This window comes from Dyella sp. KRB-257 (assembly GCF_049445995.1).
Classification (GTDB): Bacteria; Pseudomonadota; Gammaproteobacteria; order Xanthomonadales; family Rhodanobacteraceae; genus Dyella_A.
Window position 1 is genome coordinate 79615 of sequence record NZ_JBMSDZ010000006.1, and the last position, 18016, is coordinate 97630.

General features: G+C 69.5%; 16 protein-coding genes, 1 tRNA gene and 2 pseudogenes. 15 read left to right on the top strand and 4 right to left on the bottom strand.

The window, feature by feature from the left end:
* Positions 1–57 precede the first annotated feature (57 nt).
* The 15 genes and pseudogenes from ACO2Q2_RS06505 to ACO2Q2_RS06575 all read left to right on the top strand — a co-directional run.
* Positions 58–1032: a biotin--[acetyl-CoA-carboxylase] ligase gene (locus ACO2Q2_RS06505; protein ID WP_423254949.1), complete on the top strand. Its 975-nt coding sequence runs from the start codon at positions 58–60 to the stop codon at positions 1030–1032.
* Positions 1029–1793 carry a type III pantothenate kinase gene (locus ACO2Q2_RS06510; RefSeq protein WP_423254950.1) on the top strand — a complete coding sequence of 255 codons (765 nt, stop codon included), beginning with the start codon at positions 1029–1031 and terminating at the stop codon, positions 1791–1793. Before ACO2Q2_RS06505 ends, ACO2Q2_RS06510 begins: the two co-directional genes overlap by 4 nt.
* 31 nt (positions 1794–1824) lie before the next feature.
* The gene (locus ACO2Q2_RS06515) at positions 1825–2544 is read left to right on the top strand and encodes an SPOR domain-containing protein (RefSeq protein ID WP_423254951.1); all 720 of its coding nucleotides are present in this window, start codon (positions 1825–1827) and stop codon (positions 2542–2544) included.
* 48 nt (positions 2545–2592) lie between these two features.
* Positions 2593–2665, top strand: a tRNA-Thr gene (locus ACO2Q2_RS06520).
* Positions 2666–2839: 174 nt separating this feature from the next.
* Positions 2840–3748, top strand: coding sequence for a tyrosine-type recombinase/integrase (locus ACO2Q2_RS06525; protein WP_423255080.1), 909 nt, complete (start codon positions 2840–2842; stop codon positions 3746–3748).
* A 53-nt stretch (positions 3749–3801) separates the two neighbouring features.
* The gene (locus ACO2Q2_RS06530; protein ID WP_423254952.1) at positions 3802–4080 is read left to right on the top strand and encodes a type II toxin-antitoxin system RelE/ParE family toxin; all 279 of its coding nucleotides are present in this window, start codon (positions 3802–3804) and stop codon (positions 4078–4080) included.
* A 16-nt stretch (positions 4081–4096) separates the two neighbouring features.
* Positions 4097–4372: a HigA family addiction module antitoxin gene (locus tag ACO2Q2_RS06535; RefSeq protein WP_423254953.1), complete on the top strand. Its 276-nt coding sequence runs from the start codon at positions 4097–4099 to the stop codon at positions 4370–4372.
* Positions 4373–4459: 87 nt separating this feature from the next.
* On the top strand, positions 4460–5026 hold the full coding sequence (locus tag ACO2Q2_RS06540) for a hypothetical protein (RefSeq protein ID WP_423254954.1): 567 nt from the start codon (positions 4460–4462) through the stop codon (positions 5024–5026).
* A gap of 14 nt (positions 5027–5040) precedes the next feature.
* Positions 5041–5688: a phage integrase central domain-containing protein gene (locus ACO2Q2_RS06545; protein WP_423254955.1), complete on the top strand. Its 648-nt coding sequence runs from the start codon at positions 5041–5043 to the stop codon at positions 5686–5688.
* Positions 5689–5690: 2 nt separating this feature from the next.
* Complete coding sequence (locus tag ACO2Q2_RS06550) at positions 5691–6098, top strand: PIN domain-containing protein (protein ID WP_423254956.1); 408 nt, start codon at positions 5691–5693, stop codon at positions 6096–6098.
* A gap of 555 nt (positions 6099–6653) precedes the next feature.
* Positions 6654–7568 (top strand): arginase, encoded by a 915-nt coding sequence (gene rocF, locus ACO2Q2_RS06555; protein ID WP_423254957.1) that lies wholly within the window; start codon positions 6654–6656, stop codon positions 7566–7568.
* Positions 7569–7584: 16 nt separating this feature from the next.
* A complete protein-coding gene (locus tag ACO2Q2_RS06560) occupies positions 7585–8949 on the top strand; it encodes a tryptophan--tRNA ligase (RefSeq protein WP_423254958.1) in 1365 nt (454 codons plus the stop codon).
* A 54-nt stretch (positions 8950–9003) separates the two neighbouring features.
* Positions 9004–9330, top strand: coding sequence for a hypothetical protein (locus ACO2Q2_RS06565; protein WP_423254959.1), 327 nt, complete (start codon positions 9004–9006; stop codon positions 9328–9330).
* Between the two features lie 116 nt (positions 9331–9446).
* Positions 9447–9659 (top strand): annotated as a pseudogene (locus ACO2Q2_RS06570) (M48 family metallopeptidase); the annotation flags it as partial.
* A gap of 2 nt (positions 9660–9661) precedes the next feature.
* A pseudogene (locus ACO2Q2_RS06575) lies at positions 9662–9838 on the top strand (DUF6348 family protein); the annotation flags it as partial.
* A 110-nt stretch (positions 9839–9948) separates the two neighbouring features.
* Here ACO2Q2_RS06575 and ACO2Q2_RS06580 read toward each other — a convergent pair.
* The 4 genes from ACO2Q2_RS06580 to ACO2Q2_RS06595 form a co-directional block, all read right to left on the bottom strand.
* A complete protein-coding gene (locus ACO2Q2_RS06580) occupies positions 9949–13023 on the bottom strand; it encodes an efflux RND transporter permease subunit (RefSeq protein ID WP_423254960.1) in 3075 nt (1024 codons plus the stop codon).
* A 47-nt stretch (positions 13024–13070) separates the two neighbouring features.
* On the bottom strand, positions 13071–14264 hold the full coding sequence (locus tag ACO2Q2_RS06585; protein ID WP_423254961.1) for an efflux RND transporter periplasmic adaptor subunit: 1194 nt from the start codon (positions 14262–14264) through the stop codon (positions 13071–13073).
* The gene (locus ACO2Q2_RS06590; RefSeq protein WP_423254962.1) at positions 14254–15807 is read right to left on the bottom strand and encodes an efflux transporter outer membrane subunit; all 1554 of its coding nucleotides are present in this window, start codon (positions 15805–15807) and stop codon (positions 14254–14256) included. Before ACO2Q2_RS06590 ends, ACO2Q2_RS06585 begins: the two co-directional genes overlap by 11 nt.
* A gap of 261 nt (positions 15808–16068) precedes the next feature.
* The gene (locus ACO2Q2_RS06595) at positions 16069–17952 is read right to left on the bottom strand and encodes an ATP-binding cassette domain-containing protein (RefSeq protein ID WP_423254963.1); all 1884 of its coding nucleotides are present in this window, start codon (positions 17950–17952) and stop codon (positions 16069–16071) included.
* Positions 17953–18016: the final 64 nt, after the last annotated feature.

Consider the following 18016-nt stretch of genomic DNA (forward strand, 5'->3'; position numbering starts at 1 on the left):
GCGATAGAATGCCGTCCATGTCCTTTTCCCTCTTCCCGTCCATGCCGGGCTCCGTCCATGCAGGCGGTTGATCTGCTCGCCGCGCTGGCTTCGGGCCAGCCGGTGTCCGGTGCCCGGCTGGCCGAATCGGCCGGGCTGACCCGCGCCGCCATCTGGAAGCAGATCGAGGCGCTGCGCACCCGCGGCCTGCCGATCGAAGCGCGCGGCAGCGCCGGCTACCGGCTACCCTGGCCGGTCGAGCTGCTCGACGCTGCGCGCATCCGCGAGGCGATGGACGGGTCCAGCCGTGAGCGGCTGGGTGCGCTGGAAGTGCACTGGGAGCTCGACTCCACCTCCAGCGAGCTGCTGCGCCGCGGTCCGATCGCAGCCGATCTCAGCGTGGTGTTCGCCGAAACCCAGAGCGCCGGTCGCGGTCGCCGCGGGCGCGCCTGGCTGTCGCCGCCGGGCATCAATCTGTACGTGTCGTGCCTGAAGCGCTTCGACGGCGGGCTGGCAGGCCTGTCCGGGCTGTCGCTGGCGGTGGGGGTGATCGTGCTGCGCGCGCTGGCCGCCGCGGGCGTGTCCGGCGCCGGCCTGAAGTGGCCCAACGACGTGCTCACGCCGCAGGGCAAGCTGGCCGGCATCCTCGTTGAGCTCAACGGCGAGTATCAGGGGCCCTGCGCCGCGGTGATCGGCATCGGCCTCAACCTGCGCCTCACCGACACGCTGCGCGAGCAGGCCGGGCAAGCGGTGGCCGATGTGGCCGGCCTGTGCGGTGGCCAGCCGCCCTCGCGCAACCGCATGGCCGCGGCGCTGGTGCAGGCGCTGGTGGACGGCCTGCAACAGTTCGAGCAGCACGGCTTCGCGTCCTTCGTGGACGACTACGCCACGCACGACTTGCTGCGCGACGTCCCGCTCACGCTGAGCGGTGCGCAGGGCGACTTCACCGGCACCGGCAGCGGCGTCGATGCCCACGGCGCGCTGCAGGTGCGGCTGGCCGATGGCAGCACGCGCGCGGTGGACAGCGCCGACGTCACGGTGCGCGGCGCATGAGGCTGCTGCTGGATCTGGGCAACACGCGCCTCAAATGGAGCGCCCGCGACGACACCGGCGAGCTGGCGCACGGCGCCGTGGCCTGGTCCGAGCCGGTGGCCGACGTCCTGCGCGAGGCCTGGCGCGCACTGCCGCCCATCGACGGCGTGTTCGGTGCCTCGGTGGTGGACCCGTCGCGCGAGGCGCTGGTGGCCGCACAGGCCACGGCCGCCGTGCCGGCCGGCGAGGTGCAGTGGCTGCGCAGTCCCGCCGCCGCGTGCGGCGTGCGCAGCGCCTACGCCGAACCCGAGCGGCTCGGCGTGGATCGCTTCCTCGCCATGGTGGCGGCCCATGCCGAAGGGTATTCGCCCTGCGTGCTGGTCGGCGTCGGTACCGCGCTGACGCTCGATGCGCTCGCCGGCGACGGCACCCACCTGGGCGGCGTCATCGCGCCGGGGCCGCAGCTGATGCAGCAGTCGCTGCTGGGTGCCACGGTGCGCGTGCGATCGGAACAGGCCGGCGTGGTCACCACGCTGGCCGACAACACCACCGATGCGGTGGCCTCGGGCTGCTGGGGCGCGTGCGCCGCGCTGGTCGAGCGATTCGCGGCGCAGGCAGCCCCCCAACTCGGTGGTGCACCGCTGCTGCTGTTCGGCGGCGGCGACGCGGCCGGCCTGCGTTCGCTGGTGGAGCGGCCCGGCGAGCTGTTTGCCGACGGCGTACTGCGCGGCCTGGACGTGTGGAGCCGCGTCGCGGTTCCGCCCGCAACATCACGCTCCTAGACTGCACGCGGAGCCTGCCCGAGGGATGTCGATGTTCCTGCGTCTTCTGTTCGTGTTGCTGGTCGCGCTCAACATCGCCGTCGGGGCGTGGCTGGTACTGGGCCAGGACGACGCCCACGTGCGCAGCGTCACCGATCCGGGCGTGCCGGTGCTGCACCTGCTGACCGAGCGGCCGGATCTCCTCGCCGCGGCAAGCGCACCCACACCGGCGGCATCCACGCCGGCCATCGCCACGTCGATCGCACCGGTACCGGCTGCATCGTCCGCCGCACCCACGTCGCCGCCAGCTGCCGCCAGCTACCGCTGCATGGCGCTGGGTCCGTTCGCCAGCCTGCAGGCGCTGCGCAGCGCGCGCAGCAGGCTGGCGTCGCAGACCGCCCGCAGCCGTTCGCGGCAGGAACAGTCGCAGCAGTCGCGCGGCTGGTGGGTGTACCTGCCCGCGCAGGCCAGCCGCACGCAGGCGCTGGCCCAGGCCCAGCGCCTGAGCGACGCGCATATCGGCGACTACTTCGTGGTCAGCTCCGGCGACCAACCGAACACCATTTCGCTGGGCCTGTTCAAGGATCCGGCGAACGCCCGCAAGCGCCGCGACGAGGTGGCGGCGGCGGGCTTTCCCGCGCAGATGACTGAGCGCGTGGAGACGGTGCCCGAGTACTGGCTCGACGTGGTGGTGGCCGACGACGATCCGGTCGCATGGAGCCAGCGCATCCGCAGCCTCGGCGTGGGCTCGCACAGCACCGGCTGCTTCTGATCCGGCGTCGCGCCCGAGCCCACGGCGCCTGTTAGAATCGCGTTCCACGCCGGCATAGCTCAGTTGGTAGAGCAACTGATTTGTAATCAGTAGGTCGCGGGTTCGACTCCTGCTGCCGGCACCGAATGACCATTCAGTGACATCCAATAAAGGCCGGATAGCCCAGTAAATACAAGGCTTACGGCCTTTTTCATGTCCAGCATCGTCTAACGACATCCATTGCAATCTACCGTCGATCGGCGGTAGCTTTGACGGTAGGCGGGGTTACCGCCAGAGAGGTTACAGCTTCGCCGTCATCGCCGAGGAGTGGCTTGCCAAGCAAGCCGCCACGATGGCGCCGGCCACGATGGCGAAAGCACGCTGGACATTCGACGACCTGGTGTTCCCCTGGATCGGCAGCCGCCCCATTGCCGAGATCGACCCGCCGGAAATGCTGGTGCTTCGCCGGATCGAGGAGCGCGGCGCCCACGAGACGGCCCATCGCACCAAGCAGCGATGCGGGCAGGTATTCCGCTACGCCATCGCCACCCACCGGGCAAAGCACGACCCCACCACCGACCTGCGCGGCGCGCTGACCGCTGCCAAGGTGGAGCATCGCCCCGCCATCACCGACCCGGCGAGGATTGGCGAGCTCCTACGCGCCATCGACGGCTACACCGGCGGCTTCGTGGTGCGCTGCGCATTACGGCTTGCGCCGCTGGTATTCACCCGCCCCGGCGAACTGCGCAAGGCGGAGTGGGCGGAGATCGACATGGACGCTGCGCTGTGGCGCATCCCTGCCGAACGGATGAAGATGCGGGAGCCCCACACGGTGCCGCTAGCGCCGCAAGCCGTGGCGGTTCTGCGCGAGCTGCAACCGCTCACCGGCAACGGACGCTACGTTTTCCCCAGCGCACGCACCACCAGCCGCCCCATGTCCGATGCGGCAGTGAACGCCGCGCTGCGCCGTATGGGCTTCGACAAGGACACCATGACCGGGCACGGCTTCCGCGCCCTGGCGTCGTCGCGCTTGAACGAGCTGGGCTGGGCGCCGGACGTGATCGAGCGCCAGCTGGCGCATGCCGAACGGAACAAGGTGCGGGCCGCCTACAACCGGGCGCAGTACATGGAGGAGCGCCAACGGATGATGCAGGCATGGGCCGACTACCTGGACGGCCTGCGCACTGGCGCCGACGTGGTGGCGTTCAAGCGCAAGGCAGTCTGAGTGTCCAGCGCCGTGCAATTGCGTGCCGTAGCGTATAGCTATACAGTGCACCCATGATCCGAAGCTTCCGCCACAAGGGATTGGAGCGGTTCTTCCGCACGGGCAGCACGGCAGGCATCCAAGCCAAACACGCCAAGCGCCTGCGCCTGCAACTGGCGCGCTTGGACGTGTCCAGCACACCGAACGACATGGCCGTACCCGGCTGGAAGCTGCACCCGCTGGCAGGCGACCTGGCCGGACACTGGGCGGTATGGGTCAACGGCAACTGGCGCATGACCTTCACGTTCAACGGCAGCGACGCCGAGCTGGTCGATTACCGGGACTACCACTAGAGGCACCACGATGAACATGCACAACCCGCCCCACCCTGGCGAAGTTCTGCGCGAATGGCTGGACGGCGTGACCGTCACCGATGCGGCGGCAAGGCTGGGCGTGACCCGCGTGGCGCTGTCGCGCGTGCTGAATGGCGCGGCTGCCGTGAGCGCGGAGATGGACTTGCGCCTGTCGAAGGCGCTGGGCACGACTCCGGGGAGCTGGTACGCGATGCAGGCCAATTATGACATGTGGCAGGCGCAGCGCACGTTCAAGGCGAAGGTGAAACCCATCCATGCGCAAGCGGCCTAACCGCGCCGCCGCCGGCCTGTTCGCAGGCATCAGGGCGATTCATGGCGACCTTGACCTGCGCACTCCCCCGTGTGGCGAGAAGGCGGCGTGACTATGGCCGCAAAGCGAAACGCGTCCGACGACGTCGCCATCACCTATGCCGACTTCCTGCTGCTGGCGCACGTTGAAGACTCAGGCGCGTGGGCGCCAGGGGTACGGATCGACAAGGACGGCGTGTGGGTGGACGACCTTGCCGGGAGCGAGCACCACACGCAAGAGGAGCGCCACGTTCTGATGGCGCACCCTGATGGCGATACCCGAAAGCCAGTCATCGCTTTCCCAACCACACTTGGGGAACTACGCCTGCGTCTACTACCGACCATCGGCATGGGCTGGCTAGATCCGTTCGAGCTGGCGGACTTCGTGGCGAAGCAGCGCCCGCGTGCGGTGAGCAAGTGGCCGTGGGGTAACCACGAAACCAAGCTGCTGCGCGATTTGGAAGCTGCTGGCAGGCGGTATCTCGGCGATAACTACGACCCCGACGATTCCAATACTGCCCCCAAGAGCAAGGACGTGGCGGAGTGGCTTCAATCCCAGCAGAAGACGCCGAAGCGTGACGCAGAGGTGTTCGCCAAGATGCTCAAAGGGGCTGGAAAGAAAACAGGCTCTTCGTGAAATCGTGTGGGTGATTGGCGCTCGGTGATTGCGGTGTAGCCCATGTAGAGCAGGGCCTTGCCGCCCTGGCCGAGGAGTGGCTGGCCAGGCAATCGGCGCGCATGGCCCCGGCCACGTTGGAAAAGGCCCGATGGACCTTCGATGACCTGGTGTTTCCGTGGATCGGCAGCCGACCGATTGGGGAAATCGACGCACCGGAAATGCTCAAGCTGCTGCGAGGGATCGAGGAGCGCGGCGCACACGAAACCGTCCACCGCATCAAGCAGCGCTGCGGGCAGGTGTTCCGCTACGCCATCGCTACCGGGCGCGCAAGTGATCCCGTTCAAACGCAAGGCGAGCTGACCCGGCTGGAACCGTCCGCACCCGTGCAGGGATATCCTTTGTGGGATATATTTAGACATCACTGGACCACGCAGGCCACGACCATGCAAACCATCAAGGTGTTCAAGCTGGGCAACGCGCAGGCCGTGCGCATCCCGGTGCGCTACCGCTTCAACGTGGACAAGGTGGAAGTGTTCCAGCGTGATGGCGAGTTGGTGCTGCGGCCGAAAACCGAAACAGCCGCCGACCTGTTCGCCCGCATCCGCGCCAAGCATGGCCCGCTGGATATCCAGCCCACGCCGCGCGGCAAGGCTGAACCCGTCGAGCCGCTGGAACTGTAGGCGTGGCGTCCGGCTACCTGCTGGATACCAACATGGTCAGCGCCGCCATGCGCGGCGAGCCAGCCAAGCTGCTGAACCGGCTGGCCGGTATCGCTGCCGACCGCCTGCACCTGTCCGTGCTGGTGCTGGCCGAACTGGCGACCGGCGCCGAGTTGGGCACGCGCAAGGCAGCCACGCTTGCCGCCGTGCGCGACCTGACAGCCGGCATGCCTGCCGTGCCGTTCGACGCCGACGCCGCCATGACCTATGCCCGCATCCGCGCTGCCCTGGAGCGCAAGGGGCAGATGATCGGCCAACTGGATTGCCTGATCGCAGCGCAAGCCGTGGCGCGCGAGCTGGTGCTGGTCACCAACAACCTGCGCGAGTTTCGCCGCGTGCCGGGTTTGCACTGCGAGAACTGGTTGCGTTGATCGAATCGCCGCGCGTGGCGCCAGGGGTCAACCGATGGCCCTGGTCTGCTTGCCGCAAGGTCGGTGCAAAGAGACAGGTTGTGCCGAAGCCATCCCCGCGACCGCCGGTGGTGTGTGGTGAGAGGCTGAGAAAAAATCGCCCGCCTACTGCGCCCGCCGCCAAACGCCCGTGCCGGCGGCGCGCTGGGCGCCAATCCGGGTCATTTGGCTCACCAAACTCCCCGGATTGGCGCCCAGCGCACCTTGTCACGAACGCTTGGCGGCGCTCTCGCTACGGCGGTCGAATTTTTCTCAGCCTCTGACTCGACATGCACGTTCCGCCCGTGGTGGACCGCCACCGGGATGCCGGATGGCCCGGATGCTGCTGCGGTTTCCCGTTGTACAGCGCATGCAACGGCCTGAAAGGGCGGGCGGCCACAGGCTAGAATGGCGCGCTGGATCGAATGGCACGCGGTGCGCGCCAGGCACGGGAGGGCGATGCGCACCACCTTCACCACGCACTGCCGACGTTTCCGGCACATGGTAGACGTGCGTTCCGACACGACGAGGCAGTACATGAGCATGCAGAGCATTTCCCTGATCGGCGTTCCCACCGACATCGGTGCGGGCCATCGCGGCGCCTCGATGGGGCCGGAGGCGCTGCGTGTGGCGCGGCTGACCGAGAGGCTGGCCCGGCGCGGGCTGAGCGTGGCCGATCGCGGCAATGTCGCCGGGCCGATGAACCCGTGGCAGCCGCCGGTGGAAGGTTATCGCCACCTGGCCGAAGTGGTCGCGTGGAACCGCGGCGTGTTCGAGGCGGTGCGCGCCGAACTGGACGGCGGCCACCTGCCGATCCTGCTCGGTGGCGACCACTGCCTGGCGATCGGCTCGATCGCCGCGGTGGCTGCGCACTGCCGCGCGCAGGGCAAGTCGTTGCGCGTGCTGTGGCTGGACGCACACTCGGATTTCAACACCGCACAGGCCACGCCCTCGGGCAACATCCACGGCATGCCGGTGGCCTGCCTGTGCGGCAACGGTCCGAAGGAACTGGTGGAGATCGGCGGCCACGTGCCGGCCACCTCGCCGGACGTGTACCGCCAGATCGGCATCCGCTCGGTGGACGACATCGAGAAGCAGCTGATCCGCGATGCGCAGGTGCAGGTGTTCGACATGCGCCACATCGACGAGAACGGCATGAAGCGCACGATGGAAGAAGCGCTCGCCGGCGTGGACGCCAACACCCACCTGCACGTGAGTTTCGACGTCGATTTCCTCGACCCGACCATCGCGCCGGGCGTGGGCACCACCGTGCGCGGCGGTCCGAACTACCGCGAGGCGCAGCTGTGCATGGAGATGATCGCCGACACCGGCCGCCTCGGCTCGCTCGACATCGTCGAGCTCAACCCCGCCTACGACAAGCGCAACCAGACCGCGAAGCTCGCGGTGGACCTGGTCGAATCGCTGTTCGGCAAGTCCACCCTGATCCACTGAGCACGATCGCGCACGCATGCAGACCCGAGTCCTCACCGGCATCACCACCACCGGCACGCCGCACCTGGGCAACTACGTCGGCGCGATCCGTCCGGCGATCGCCGCCAGCCGCCGCGACGAGGTGGACGCGTTCTACTTCATGGCCGACTACCACGCGCTGATCAAGAGCGACGACCCGGCGCGCATCGAGCGCTCGCGGCTGGAGATCGCCGCGACCTGGCTGGCCGCGGGGCTGGACCCGGAGCGCGTCACCTTCTACCGGCAGTCGGACATCCCGGAGATCCCTGAGCTCACCTGGTTCCTCACCTGCGTCACCGCCAAGGGCCTGCTCAACCGCGCGCACGCCTACAAGGCGGCGGTGGACAAGAACGTGGCCGAGGGCGAGGACGCCGATGCGGGCATCACCGCGGGGCTCTACATGTATCCGGTGCTGATGGCCGCCGACATCCTCGCCTTCAACGCGCACCAGGTGCCGGTGGGCCGCGACCAGATCCAGCACATCGAGATGGCGCGCGACATCGCGCAGCGCTTCAACCACATCTACGGCCGCGACTTCTTCGTGCTGCCGGAGGCGCTGATCGAGGAACAGGTGGCCACGCTGCCCGGCCTGGATGGCCGCAAGATGTCCAAGAGCTACGACAACACCATCCCGCTGTTCGCGGCAGGTGCCAGGGGCATGCGCGAGGCGGTCCTGCGCATCGTCACCGACTCGCGCCTGCCCGGCGAGCCGAAGGACCCGGACAGCTCGGCGCTGTTCACCCTTTTCCGTGCGTTCGCCAGCGAGGCGGAGAGCCAGGCGTTCCGCACCGCGCTGATCGATGGCATCGGCTGGGGCGAGGCCAAGCAGGTGCTGGTCGAGCGCATCGAGGCCGACGTGGCGCCGATGCGCGCGCGCTACGACGAGCTGATCGTGAACCCCGCGCAGATCGAGGCGATCCTGCAGGAAGGCGCGCGCAAGGCGCGCGCGATCGCGCGTCCGCTGGTCGCCGAGCTGCGTGATGCGATCGGCCTGCGCTCCGGCGCGGCCGTGGCCGTTGCCACGCCAGCGGCGGCAGCGGCGCCGAAGCCGGACAAGCCGCCGCGCTTCGCCAGCTTCCGCGACGACGACGGCCGCTTCCGCTTCCGCCTGTTCTCCGGCGATGGCGAGGAGCTGCTGCTGTCGCAGCCGTTCGACGATCCCAAGGCGGCCGGCGCGCTGCAGAAGCGCCTGCGCATGCTCGGCGGCGCAGGCGCGGTGGTGCAGACCCTGGCCGACGGCACGATGCTGGAGCTCGACGGCATCGCGGTGGCCCGCCTGCAGGTCGGCGAGGGGGCCGATGCGCCCGACCTCGCGCTGGCGCGCCTGCGCCACGCGCTCGACCAGCTCGCCGCGCAGGACTGAGCGCCCTCTCTTTGCCGTGTCGGTCCGTGTGCGGCCGGCCGTGGAGTTCTTTCGATGCGTTACCTCGCCCTGCTGCTGCTTGCACCCTGGCTGGTGATCCTGGGCTGGGCCTATTTCGCGTATCCGAAGAGCCTGCCGCGCACGGCGGGGCGTCGCGGTTTCGACGTGGCGGTGCTGCTGCTGGCGGTGGCCGCGACGGTGGCCGCGGCGGTGCTCGGCTACGAGACGGTGCAGCTGCCGCCGGTGGCGCGGTTCGGCCGCTCCAGCGGTGCGATCTGGCAGCAGGTGCTGCCCGCGCTGTACGGCTACGGGGCCTGGGTGGCGGTGTTGTTGCTTGGCCTGATCGTGCGCCAGCAGCTGTGGGGACGCGCACGCCGCTGATGGCATCCACCGCGCGTCGTGCCATGGATGGTCGCTTGCAGCGGTCCGGATGCCGCCGGTCGTGCCGCGACCGCCATGCCACCATGCCCCGATGACCACGCTGCGCTATCTCCAGGGCTATGTTCCGCCAGGCGCCAGCCGCGTTCCTGGAAACCATCGTGGTGCACGAACTGGCGCATCTGAAGGAACTGGACCATAACAAGGCGTTCTACCAACTGTGCGAGCACATGCTGCCGGACTACCACCATCGCGAGTTCGACCTGCGCGTGTACCTCACCTGGCGCGACCTGGCGCCGCCGGCCGACGCCGTCGGCCAAGAGAAGGAATGACGATGGATGACGCCGCCCTGCAGACCGCGCTGCGCCGACTCTGTTCGAACGCAGCCGGCGCCGACGCGCGCGAGGCGCTGGCTGCGTTCGAGCAGTCGAGCTTCCACCTGCTGCTGGCCGCGTGCTGGTATCTCACCGATGATCGCCGCATGCGCATCGCCGCGTGGGAGATCGGCGTGCGCACCTGGTGTTGCTGGACGTGCGCGACTACTGAACGCGAGTGGCTGGACCCGGCGCGATCCCGGTGCCGCGCGCCGGGATCCTCATGTGCGGCCGACGACGCGCGCAGCTACACCTCCAGCCGGTCGTCGGGGCGGGCGACCAGGGCGTACAGGGCGGGCATCAGGAACACGCTGATCAGCAATCGGGTGAACAGGCCGCTGACGATCACCAGCGCGAACGGCCGCTGCGTGTCGGTGCCCACGCCGGTGGCCAGTGCCGCCGGCAGCAGGCCGAGCGCGGCCACCAGCGCGGTCATCATGATCGGGCGCAGGCGCAGGATCGCCGCCTCGCGGATCGCCGGCGCCAGCGCCATGCCGCCCAGGCGCAGTTCGTTGACGTAGGAGATGTAGACCACCGCGGTCTGCACCGAGACGCCGAACAGCGCCAGGAAGCCGATGCCCGAGGACACCGAGAACGGCGTGCCGGTGAGCCACAGCGCCACGATGCCGCCAACCGGCGCCGACAGCGCCACGCCGAGCACGGTGATGAAGGGGAACTTGAAGTTGCTGTACAGGGTGAACAGCAGCAGGAAGATCAGCCCCACGGTGAGCGGCACGATGATCCGCAGCTGGGCGCTGGAGGCCATGTACTCGGAGTACTCGCCGCCCCAGTCCACGCGGTAGCCCTGCGGCAGCTTCACCTGCCTGTGCACCTGCGCGATGGCGTCGCCCACCGCGCCGGCCAGGTCGCGCCCCTGCACCGAGAACTGCACGCCGATGTAGCGCGAGTCGTCCTGGCGATAGATGAAGGACGCGCCGTCGGTGACGCGGATGTCGGCCAGCACCTTGAGCGGAATCTGCTTGCCCTCGGGCGTGGCCACCAGCAGGTTGCCTATCGCCTCGGGGTTGTCGCGGTAGCGCTTCTCGAGCCGCACCACCAGGTCGAATTCCTTCTCGCCCTGCACCACCTGGGTGGCCACGTCGCCGCCGATGGCGGTCTGGATCAGGCCGTCGATGTCGGCCACGTTGAGGCCGTAGCGGGCGATCGCGGCGCGGTGGATGTCGATGCTCAGGCTGGGCTGGCCGAGCTCCTGCACCAGGGTCACGTGGCGGATGCCGCGCACCTGCTCCAGCACGTGCTTGATCGCCTTGCCCTTGGCCTGCAGCGTGGCCAGGTCCGGCCCGAACACCTTCACCGCCAGCGCGCTCTTGAGTCCCGTCTCGGCCTCGTCCACCGCATCCTCGGCCGGTTGCGTGTAGTTGAAGATGATGCCGGGAAACTGCGCCAGCTTGCGGTTCATCGCCTCGATCAGCGCGGGCTTGCTGCGGTAGCTGCCGGTCCATTGCGCGTAGGGCTTGAGCGCCACGAAGAACTCGGCATTGAAGAAGCCGGTGGGGTCGGTGCCGTCGTCGGGGCGGCCCAGTTCGTTGGTGACCGTGGTCACCTCGGGGAAGCTGCGCAGGATGGCGCGGATCTGCGGGGTGATCTTCGCCGCCTCGTCGAACGAGATGGTGTACGGCATGGTGGCGCGCACCCACAGCGCGCCCTCGTCCAGGTGCGGCATGAACTCCGCGCCGATGCGCGGGATCAGCAGCAGCGACAGGCCCAGCACCACCACCGAGGCCAGCACGGTGCCGCGGGCGCGGGCCAGGCAGAAGTCCAGGCCCTTCGCGTACACCGACTTGATCGCCTCGAACGCGCGGTTGCGCCGCTCGCGCACGCCCTTGCGCATGAACCACGAGCACAGCACCGGCAGCAGCGTCAGGGTGACGATCAGCGAGCCGACCAGGGCGAAGATCATGGTGTCGGCCATCGGCTTGAACAGCGTGCCCGACGGGCCGGACAGCACATAGATCGGCGCGAAGCTGACCACGATCACCGCCACCGCGTAGAACAGCGGGCGGTCGACCTCCGCCGCCGCCGCGCGGATCACCGCCAGCACGCCGACGTCCTCGCCCTTGCGACCGGCCAGCTGGCGATAGATGTTCTCCACCATCACCACCGCCGCGTCGACCAGGATGCCGAAGTCGATCGCGCCGATCGACAGCAGGTTGGCCGAGGCGCCCTGCAGGTCGAGGCAGACGAAGGCGAACAGCAGCGCCAGCGGAATCGTGGTGGCCACGATCAGCCCGGCGCGCAGGTCGTACAGGAAGAACACCAGCACCACGACCACCAGCAGCATGCCGCGCACCAGGTTGTCGCGCACCACCTCGGTGGTGCGACCGATCAGCTCGCTGCGGTCGTAGAACGGCACGATCTTCACGTCTTTCGGCAGCACGTGGTCGTTGAGTTCGCGGGTCTTCGCCTCGACCCGCCGGAGCACGTCCTGGGTCTTCTCGCCGGTGCGCAGGAAGATCACGCCTTCCACCGCGTCGTCCTGGTCCTGGTAGCCGAACTCGCCCAGCCGCGGCGCGATGCCGGTGGTGACCGTGGCCACGTCCTTCACCAGCACCGGCGTGCCGTTGTGCTGGGCCAGCACGACGTTGCCGATGTCCTCCAGCGTCTTGATGCGGCCCTCGCCGCGCACGTAGTAGAACTGGCCGCCCTGCGAATAGAAGCCGCCGCCGGCGTTGCCGTTGTTGGCCGCCAGCGCGGACTCCACCTCGGTGGCGGTGAGGCCGAGCGCAGCCAGCCGGGTCGGGTCCAGTTGCACCTGGTACTGCAGCGTGCCGCCGCCGAAGCCGGAGTCGTCGGCCACGCCGGGCACGGCGCGGAAGGCCGGCTCGACGGTCCAGTCCTCGATCGTCTTCAGCTCGGTCGGCGAGCGGTCCGGACTCTGCAGCACGTAGCGGTAGATCAGGCCGGACGGCGAGGACAGCGGCGACACCGAGGGCGCCACACCGCCCGGCAGGCTGAGGCCGCCCAGGCGGTTGAACACGGCCTGGCGCGCCACGTGGTTGTCGGTGCCGTCGGCGAAGGTGATGTTCACCACCGACAGGCCGTACAGCGAGATCGAGCGCGTCACCGTGGTGTGCGGGATGCCGGTCATGCCCCGCTCGACCGGCACGGTGATCAGCCGCTCCACTTCCTCGGCGGCGTGGCCGGGCCATTGCGTCACCAATGACACGCGGGGCGGTGCGAGGTCCGGGTAGGCGTCCACCGGCAGCCGCCGGAGCGAATGCACGCCGGCGCCGGCGAGCAGCAGCACCAGCAGCAGCAGCAGCAGGCGCTGGCCCAGCGAGGCGGCCACGAGGCGGTTCATGATCGAGGCGGTGCGGGACGGGGTCTCGCCCCCGGGTAGTGGCCCGCTCATTGGTTTTGCAGGAACTGGACGAAGATGCCGCCGTCGACCACCACCCGCTGCCCGGCTTTCAGGCCGTCGCGGATGGCCACGTCGCCGCCGCTGCGGTCACCCGGCGTGACGTGCTGCCGCGCGAAGCCGCCATCGGTCTGGGCGACGTAGACGAAGGGCAGGTTCTCGTCATCGCGCAGCACCGCCGATGCCGGCACCAGCAGCGCGTGGCTGGCCTGCCGCGCGCGCAGCGTCACGTCCACGTACATCTGCTTTTTCAGCAGGCCGTCGCGGTTGTCCACCGCCACGCGCACGTCGATCAGTCCGGTGTCGGCATTCACCACGCCACCGATGTTGGTGACCGTGCCGGTCAGTGGCTCGGCATTGGCGCCGGTCGAGATTTCGGCGCGGTCGCCCACGTGCACGGCGGCCAGTTCGGCCGGGGTCACCTGGGCCATCACCCACATGCGCGAGAGGTCGGCCAGGGTGAAGCAGGCGGTGCTGCCGGCCTGCAGCAGCTGGCCTGGCGCGATCAGCCGCTCCACCACGGTGCCGGCGATCGGCGCGCGGATCGCGCCGCCGGCATGCGCCACGGGGCGCCCGTGCTGGATCGCCCGGATCGTGTCCGAGTCGACGCCCAGCGCGCGCAGGGCCTGCAGCGCGGCGTCGCGATCGGCCTCGGCGCTGGCCGCGTCGGTGGACGCCTGCGCGGCCTCGCGGGCGGACACGCCGTCGTGCCTGGCCAGGTCGGCGTCCATGTCGGCGATGCGGCGCGCGTTGCGCGCGGCCACCAGCGCCTTGCGGTACGCGCCGACCGCCGCGGCGAAATCGGACGAGTCCACCGTGGCCAGCACCTGGCCCCTGGCGACGGTGTCGCCGGGCGCCACCAGCAGGCGCGTCACCGGACCGCTGAACGGGGCCAGCACGCCGGTCGCGCGCTCGTTGTCGAAATCGACCCGGCCGGTGGTGTGCACGCTGGCGTGGAAGACGCCGGCCGCCACCGCCTGCAGGTGGATGTGCCGGCGCTGCGCCGGCGTGAGCGTGACGTTGTGGGCGGTGACGGACGCGGCGGCGGCGGCTTCATCGGGGGCATGCGAACAGCCGGCGATGAACGCGGCGCCGGATGCGGCAAGCACGCCGAGGGCGAGCACGCGCGGCCACCGGTTCGCGCGGACGGAAGCGGGCGTCGTGCCGGGGAGATTACTTTTCATCGGGATTCCGGACGGAGGTGGTCTGGGATGCGGGCGTGGCCTGCCACCAGCCGCCGCCGAGCGCCTGGAACAGCGCGGCGGAGTCGGCCAGCCGGCTGGCCTGCGCCTGCACCAGCGCGATGCGGGCCTGCTGGTAGCTCTGCTCGGCGCCGAGCACGGCGAGGTAGCCGGCGTAGCCGTCCTTCCATTGGCGGTGGGAGAGGTCGAGCGTGGTCTTGGCCGCGTCCGCCGCGGTGGCGGCGGCCTTCAGGCCCTCGGCGTCCTGCTGCAGGGCGGCGAGCACGTCGGCGACGTTCTGGAAGGCGGTGAGCACGGTGCCGCGGTATTGCTCGGCGGCCTGCACATAGGCGGCTTTCGCGGCGCGTTCCTGATGCATCAGCGCGCCGCCCTGGAAGATCGGCGCGGTGATCGAGGCGCCGAGGTTCCAGAAGCCCGAGCCGGGCTTGAACACCTCGCCGATCGCCAGCGCGGTGCGGCCGGCGTTGGCGGAAAGCTCGATCTGCGGCAGCCGGCTCGCCTCGGCCACGCCGATCTGCGCGCTGGCCACGTGCAGGTTGGCCTGTGCCTGCAGCACGTCCGGCCGCTGCGCCACCAGCGCGGAGGGCAGGCTGAGCGGCAGCGCCTCGGGCAGGGTGAAGCCATCGAGCGTGAACGCCACCGGCGGCGCTTCGCCGGGCGTGCGGCCGACCAGCACCGCCAGCAGATGCTGCTGCTGTTGCAGCTGCATCACCAGCGGCGGCAACGTCGCGTTGACCTGCGCCAGCTGCGTCGTCTGCGCCGCCACGTCGAGCCGACTGGCGTAGCCCCTGGCGAACTGGCGCTGCAGGATCTCCAGCATGTGCCGGTTGATCGCCACCAGCTCCTGCGTGGCATCGAGCTGCGCCTGCAGCGAGGCTTCCTGCACCGCCGCCGCCACCACGTTGGCGCTCAGCGTGATCCGCGTGGCGAGCAGCTGGTAGCGCGCCGCGTCTTCCTGCGCGGCCAGCGACTCCACCGTGCGGCGGTTGAGGCCGAACACGTCGGGCACGTACGACACGCTCACCTGCGGGGTGAACAGGTTGTAGAGATACGCGTTGGAGCTGGGCACCGGGGCGAGCGCGCCGGGCGGATCCTGCTCGCGGCTGGCCGAGAGGCCGGCGCTCACGCCGGGCGCGTACGCGCCACGGCCGGACAGCGTGGTCTCGTGCGCCACGGTGAGGGCCGCCTGCGCGGCCTTGAGGTCGTGGTTGTGCGCCAGCGCCTGCCTGATCAATGCGTCGAGCGGCGCTGAATGGAACAGCGTCCACCAGTCGGCCGGCAGTTCGGTGCCCGGTTCGAAGTGCTGCGCGGCGCCGGCGGTGACGTTGGGCGTACTTGCGGTCGAGTCCGGCGAGTGGGCGGCATAGCTGTCCCCGGCGCGGGCGGCCGGCGGCTTGAAATCCGGGCCGACCGCGCAGCCGGCCAGCAGCAGGGTGGCGGCCAGTGCGCCTGCGCGCCGCCACGCCATCGGCGAGTGCGCGATGGCCGCGGCCGGAGCGCATGCGTTGAGCCAGGGTCGGGGCATCCGGACAGCCTTCGGGGCGAGAATCAGCGCGCAACGCTATAACGTATCAATCGCCGAGGGAAGGCCCGGATGTCATCGCAAAATCCTGCGACGACAAGGGTTTGCGTGCTGGCGGGGTCGATGCGCTGGCGCTGACCGGGGCGAGGCGAGGCGACCGGCTGCGCGGCGATCCCACCGCTCGCCCGATCGCGCTTGTCGCGGCAGCTTGCGCCCGGCGATCCCTTCACCGGCCGGATCCATCGGCCCGGCCCATGGGTACTTTCAGCCGTCCAGCGCGCTCCAGCGCGCGTAGGCCGCGTCCAGCTCGGCCTGCAGCCTGGCGACGGCTTCGTTGGCCGCGGCGATCGTGGCGCTGTCCTGCTTGAAGAAGGCCGGATCGGTCATCGCCGCGCCGCGCCTGGCGATCTCGGTTTCCAGCTCCTCGATGCGCCTGGGCAGCAGCTCCAGTTCGCGCTGCTCCTTGAAGCCGAGCTTGCGCTTCGGCGGTGCGGCCGGTGTCGGTGCGGCGGCGGGCGGATCGGCGCGGGTCAGTCCCGGCTTCGCCGCGGCGGCCGCCACGGCGGCGGCCGCGGCCGGACGCTGGCGCAGCCAGTCGCTGTAGCCGCCCACGTATTCGCCGATCTGGCCATTGCCCTCCAGCACCAGCGTGCTGGAGACCACGTTGTCGAGGAAGGCGCGATCGTGCGAGACCAGCAGCAGCGTGCCCTGGTAATCGGTGAGCAGTTCTTCCAGCAGTTCCAGCGTCTCGACGTCCAGATCGTTGGTCGGTTCGTCCATCACCAGCAGGTTCGACGGCTGCGCGAACAGCTTGGCCAGCAGTAGGCGGTTGCGCTCGCCGCCGGAAAGGCGGGTGATCGGCGCTCGGGCGCGTTCGGGCGAGAACAGGAAGTCCTGCAGGTAGCCGATGATGTGCTTGCGGCTGCCGTTGAGCTCGATGAACTCGCGCCCCTCGGCCACGTTGTCCAGCGCGTTGAGCTTGTCGTTCAGCTGCAGGCGGTGCTGGTCGAAGTAGGCCACCTGGATGCCGGTGCCCAGTTCGGCGGTGCCACGCTGCGGAGTGAGTTCGCCCAGCATGATCTTGAGCAGGGTGCTCTTGCCGGCGCCGTTGGGGCCGATGATGCCGATGCGGTCGCCGCGCATGACGGTGGTGCTGAGATCCTCGATCAGCACGCGCCCGTCGTAGGCGTGGTGCACGTGGTCGAGCTCGATCACCTTCTTGCCCGAGGCCTGCGCGTTGGCCGCGGTCATCTTCACGTTGCCGCTCAGGTTGCGCCGCCCGGCGCGCTCGCTGCGCAGCGCCTTGAGCGCGCGCACGCGGCCCTCGTTGCGGGTGCGCCGGGCCTTGATGCCCTGGCGGATCCACACTTCTTCCTGCGCCAGTTTCTTGTCGAACAGCGCATTGGCCTGCGACTCGGCGTGCAATCGCTCCTCGCGGCGGCGCAGGTAGTTGTCGTAGTCGCCCGGCCAGTCGGTGAGCGCGCCGCGGTCGATCTCGACGATGCGGGTGGCCAGCGCGCGCAGGAAGCTGCGGTCATGGGTGACGAACAGGATGCTGCCGTCGAACTGCTTGAGGAAGTTTTCCAGCCAGCTGATCGCCTCGATGTCGAGGTGGTTGGTGGGTTCGTCCAGCAGCAGCACGTCGGGCTTGCGCACCAGCGCCTGGGCCAGCAGCACGCGACGCTTCATGCCGCCGGAGAGCGCGTTGAAATCGGTGTCGGCGGGGAGTTCCAGCTTGGTGATCACCTCGGTGACGCGCCGATCCAGATCCCAGCCGTGCTGCGCCTCGATGGCGTGCTGTACGTCGCCGAGCGCATCGAAGTCGCCTTCGTGCAGCAGGTGGTGGTAACGCGCCAGCAGCCGGCCGAGGTCGCCCAGGCCTTCGGAGACCACGTCGAACACGGTGCCCTGCGTGCCCTGCGGCACTTCCTGCGCCATGCGCGCGATCACCACGCTGTTCTGCACGCGGATCTCGCCGTCGTCGGCCTGCAGCTCGCCGGCGATCAGCTTCATCAGGGTGGATTTGCCTTCGCCGTTGCGACCGACGATGCACACGCGCTCGTTGCGTTCGATCGACAGGTCGACGTGTTCGAGCAGGAGGGGGCCGCCGATCGAGAAGTCGACGCGCTGCAACTGGATAAGAGACATCCGCCCATTGTACGGGGCGGGCCCGGTGTTCCGCTGGGGCGGGCCATGCGCCGTCGGTCCGGCT

What these genes read in the sequence shown, in the direction of transcription:
- ACO2Q2_RS06505 (WP_423254949.1), top strand. Translation starts at nt 58, where the DNA reads ATGCAGGCGGTTGATCTGCTCGCCGCGCTGGCTTCGGGCCAGCCGGTG.
- ACO2Q2_RS06510 (WP_423254950.1), top strand. Translation starts at nt 1,029, where the DNA reads ATGAGGCTGCTGCTGGATCTGGGCAACACGCGCCTCAAATGGAGCGCC.
- ACO2Q2_RS06515 (WP_423254951.1), top strand. Translation starts at nt 1,825, where the DNA reads ATGTTCCTGCGTCTTCTGTTCGTGTTGCTGGTCGCGCTCAACATCGCC.
- ACO2Q2_RS06530 (WP_423254952.1), top strand. Translation starts at nt 3,802, where the DNA reads ATGATCCGAAGCTTCCGCCACAAGGGATTGGAGCGGTTCTTCCGCACG.
- ACO2Q2_RS06535 (WP_423254953.1), top strand. Translation starts at nt 4,097, where the DNA reads ATGCACAACCCGCCCCACCCTGGCGAAGTTCTGCGCGAATGGCTGGAC.
- rocF (WP_423254957.1), top strand. Translation starts at nt 6,654, where the DNA reads ATGAGCATGCAGAGCATTTCCCTGATCGGCGTTCCCACCGACATCGGT.
- ACO2Q2_RS06560 (WP_423254958.1), top strand. Translation starts at nt 7,585, where the DNA reads ATGCAGACCCGAGTCCTCACCGGCATCACCACCACCGGCACGCCGCAC.
- ACO2Q2_RS06565 (WP_423254959.1), top strand. Translation starts at nt 9,004, where the DNA reads ATGCGTTACCTCGCCCTGCTGCTGCTTGCACCCTGGCTGGTGATCCTG.
- ACO2Q2_RS06580 (WP_423254960.1), bottom strand. Translation starts at nt 13,023, where the DNA reads ATGAACCGCCTCGTGGCCGCCTCGCTGGGCCAGCGCCTGCTGCTGCTG.
- ACO2Q2_RS06585 (WP_423254961.1), bottom strand. Translation starts at nt 14,264, where the DNA reads ATGAAAAGTAATCTCCCCGGCACGACGCCCGCTTCCGTCCGCGCGAAC.
- ACO2Q2_RS06590 (WP_423254962.1), bottom strand. Translation starts at nt 15,807, where the DNA reads ATGCCCCGACCCTGGCTCAACGCATGCGCTCCGGCCGCGGCCATCGCG.
- ACO2Q2_RS06595 (WP_423254963.1), bottom strand. Translation starts at nt 17,952, where the DNA reads ATGTCTCTTATCCAGTTGCAGCGCGTCGACTTCTCGATCGGCGGCCCC.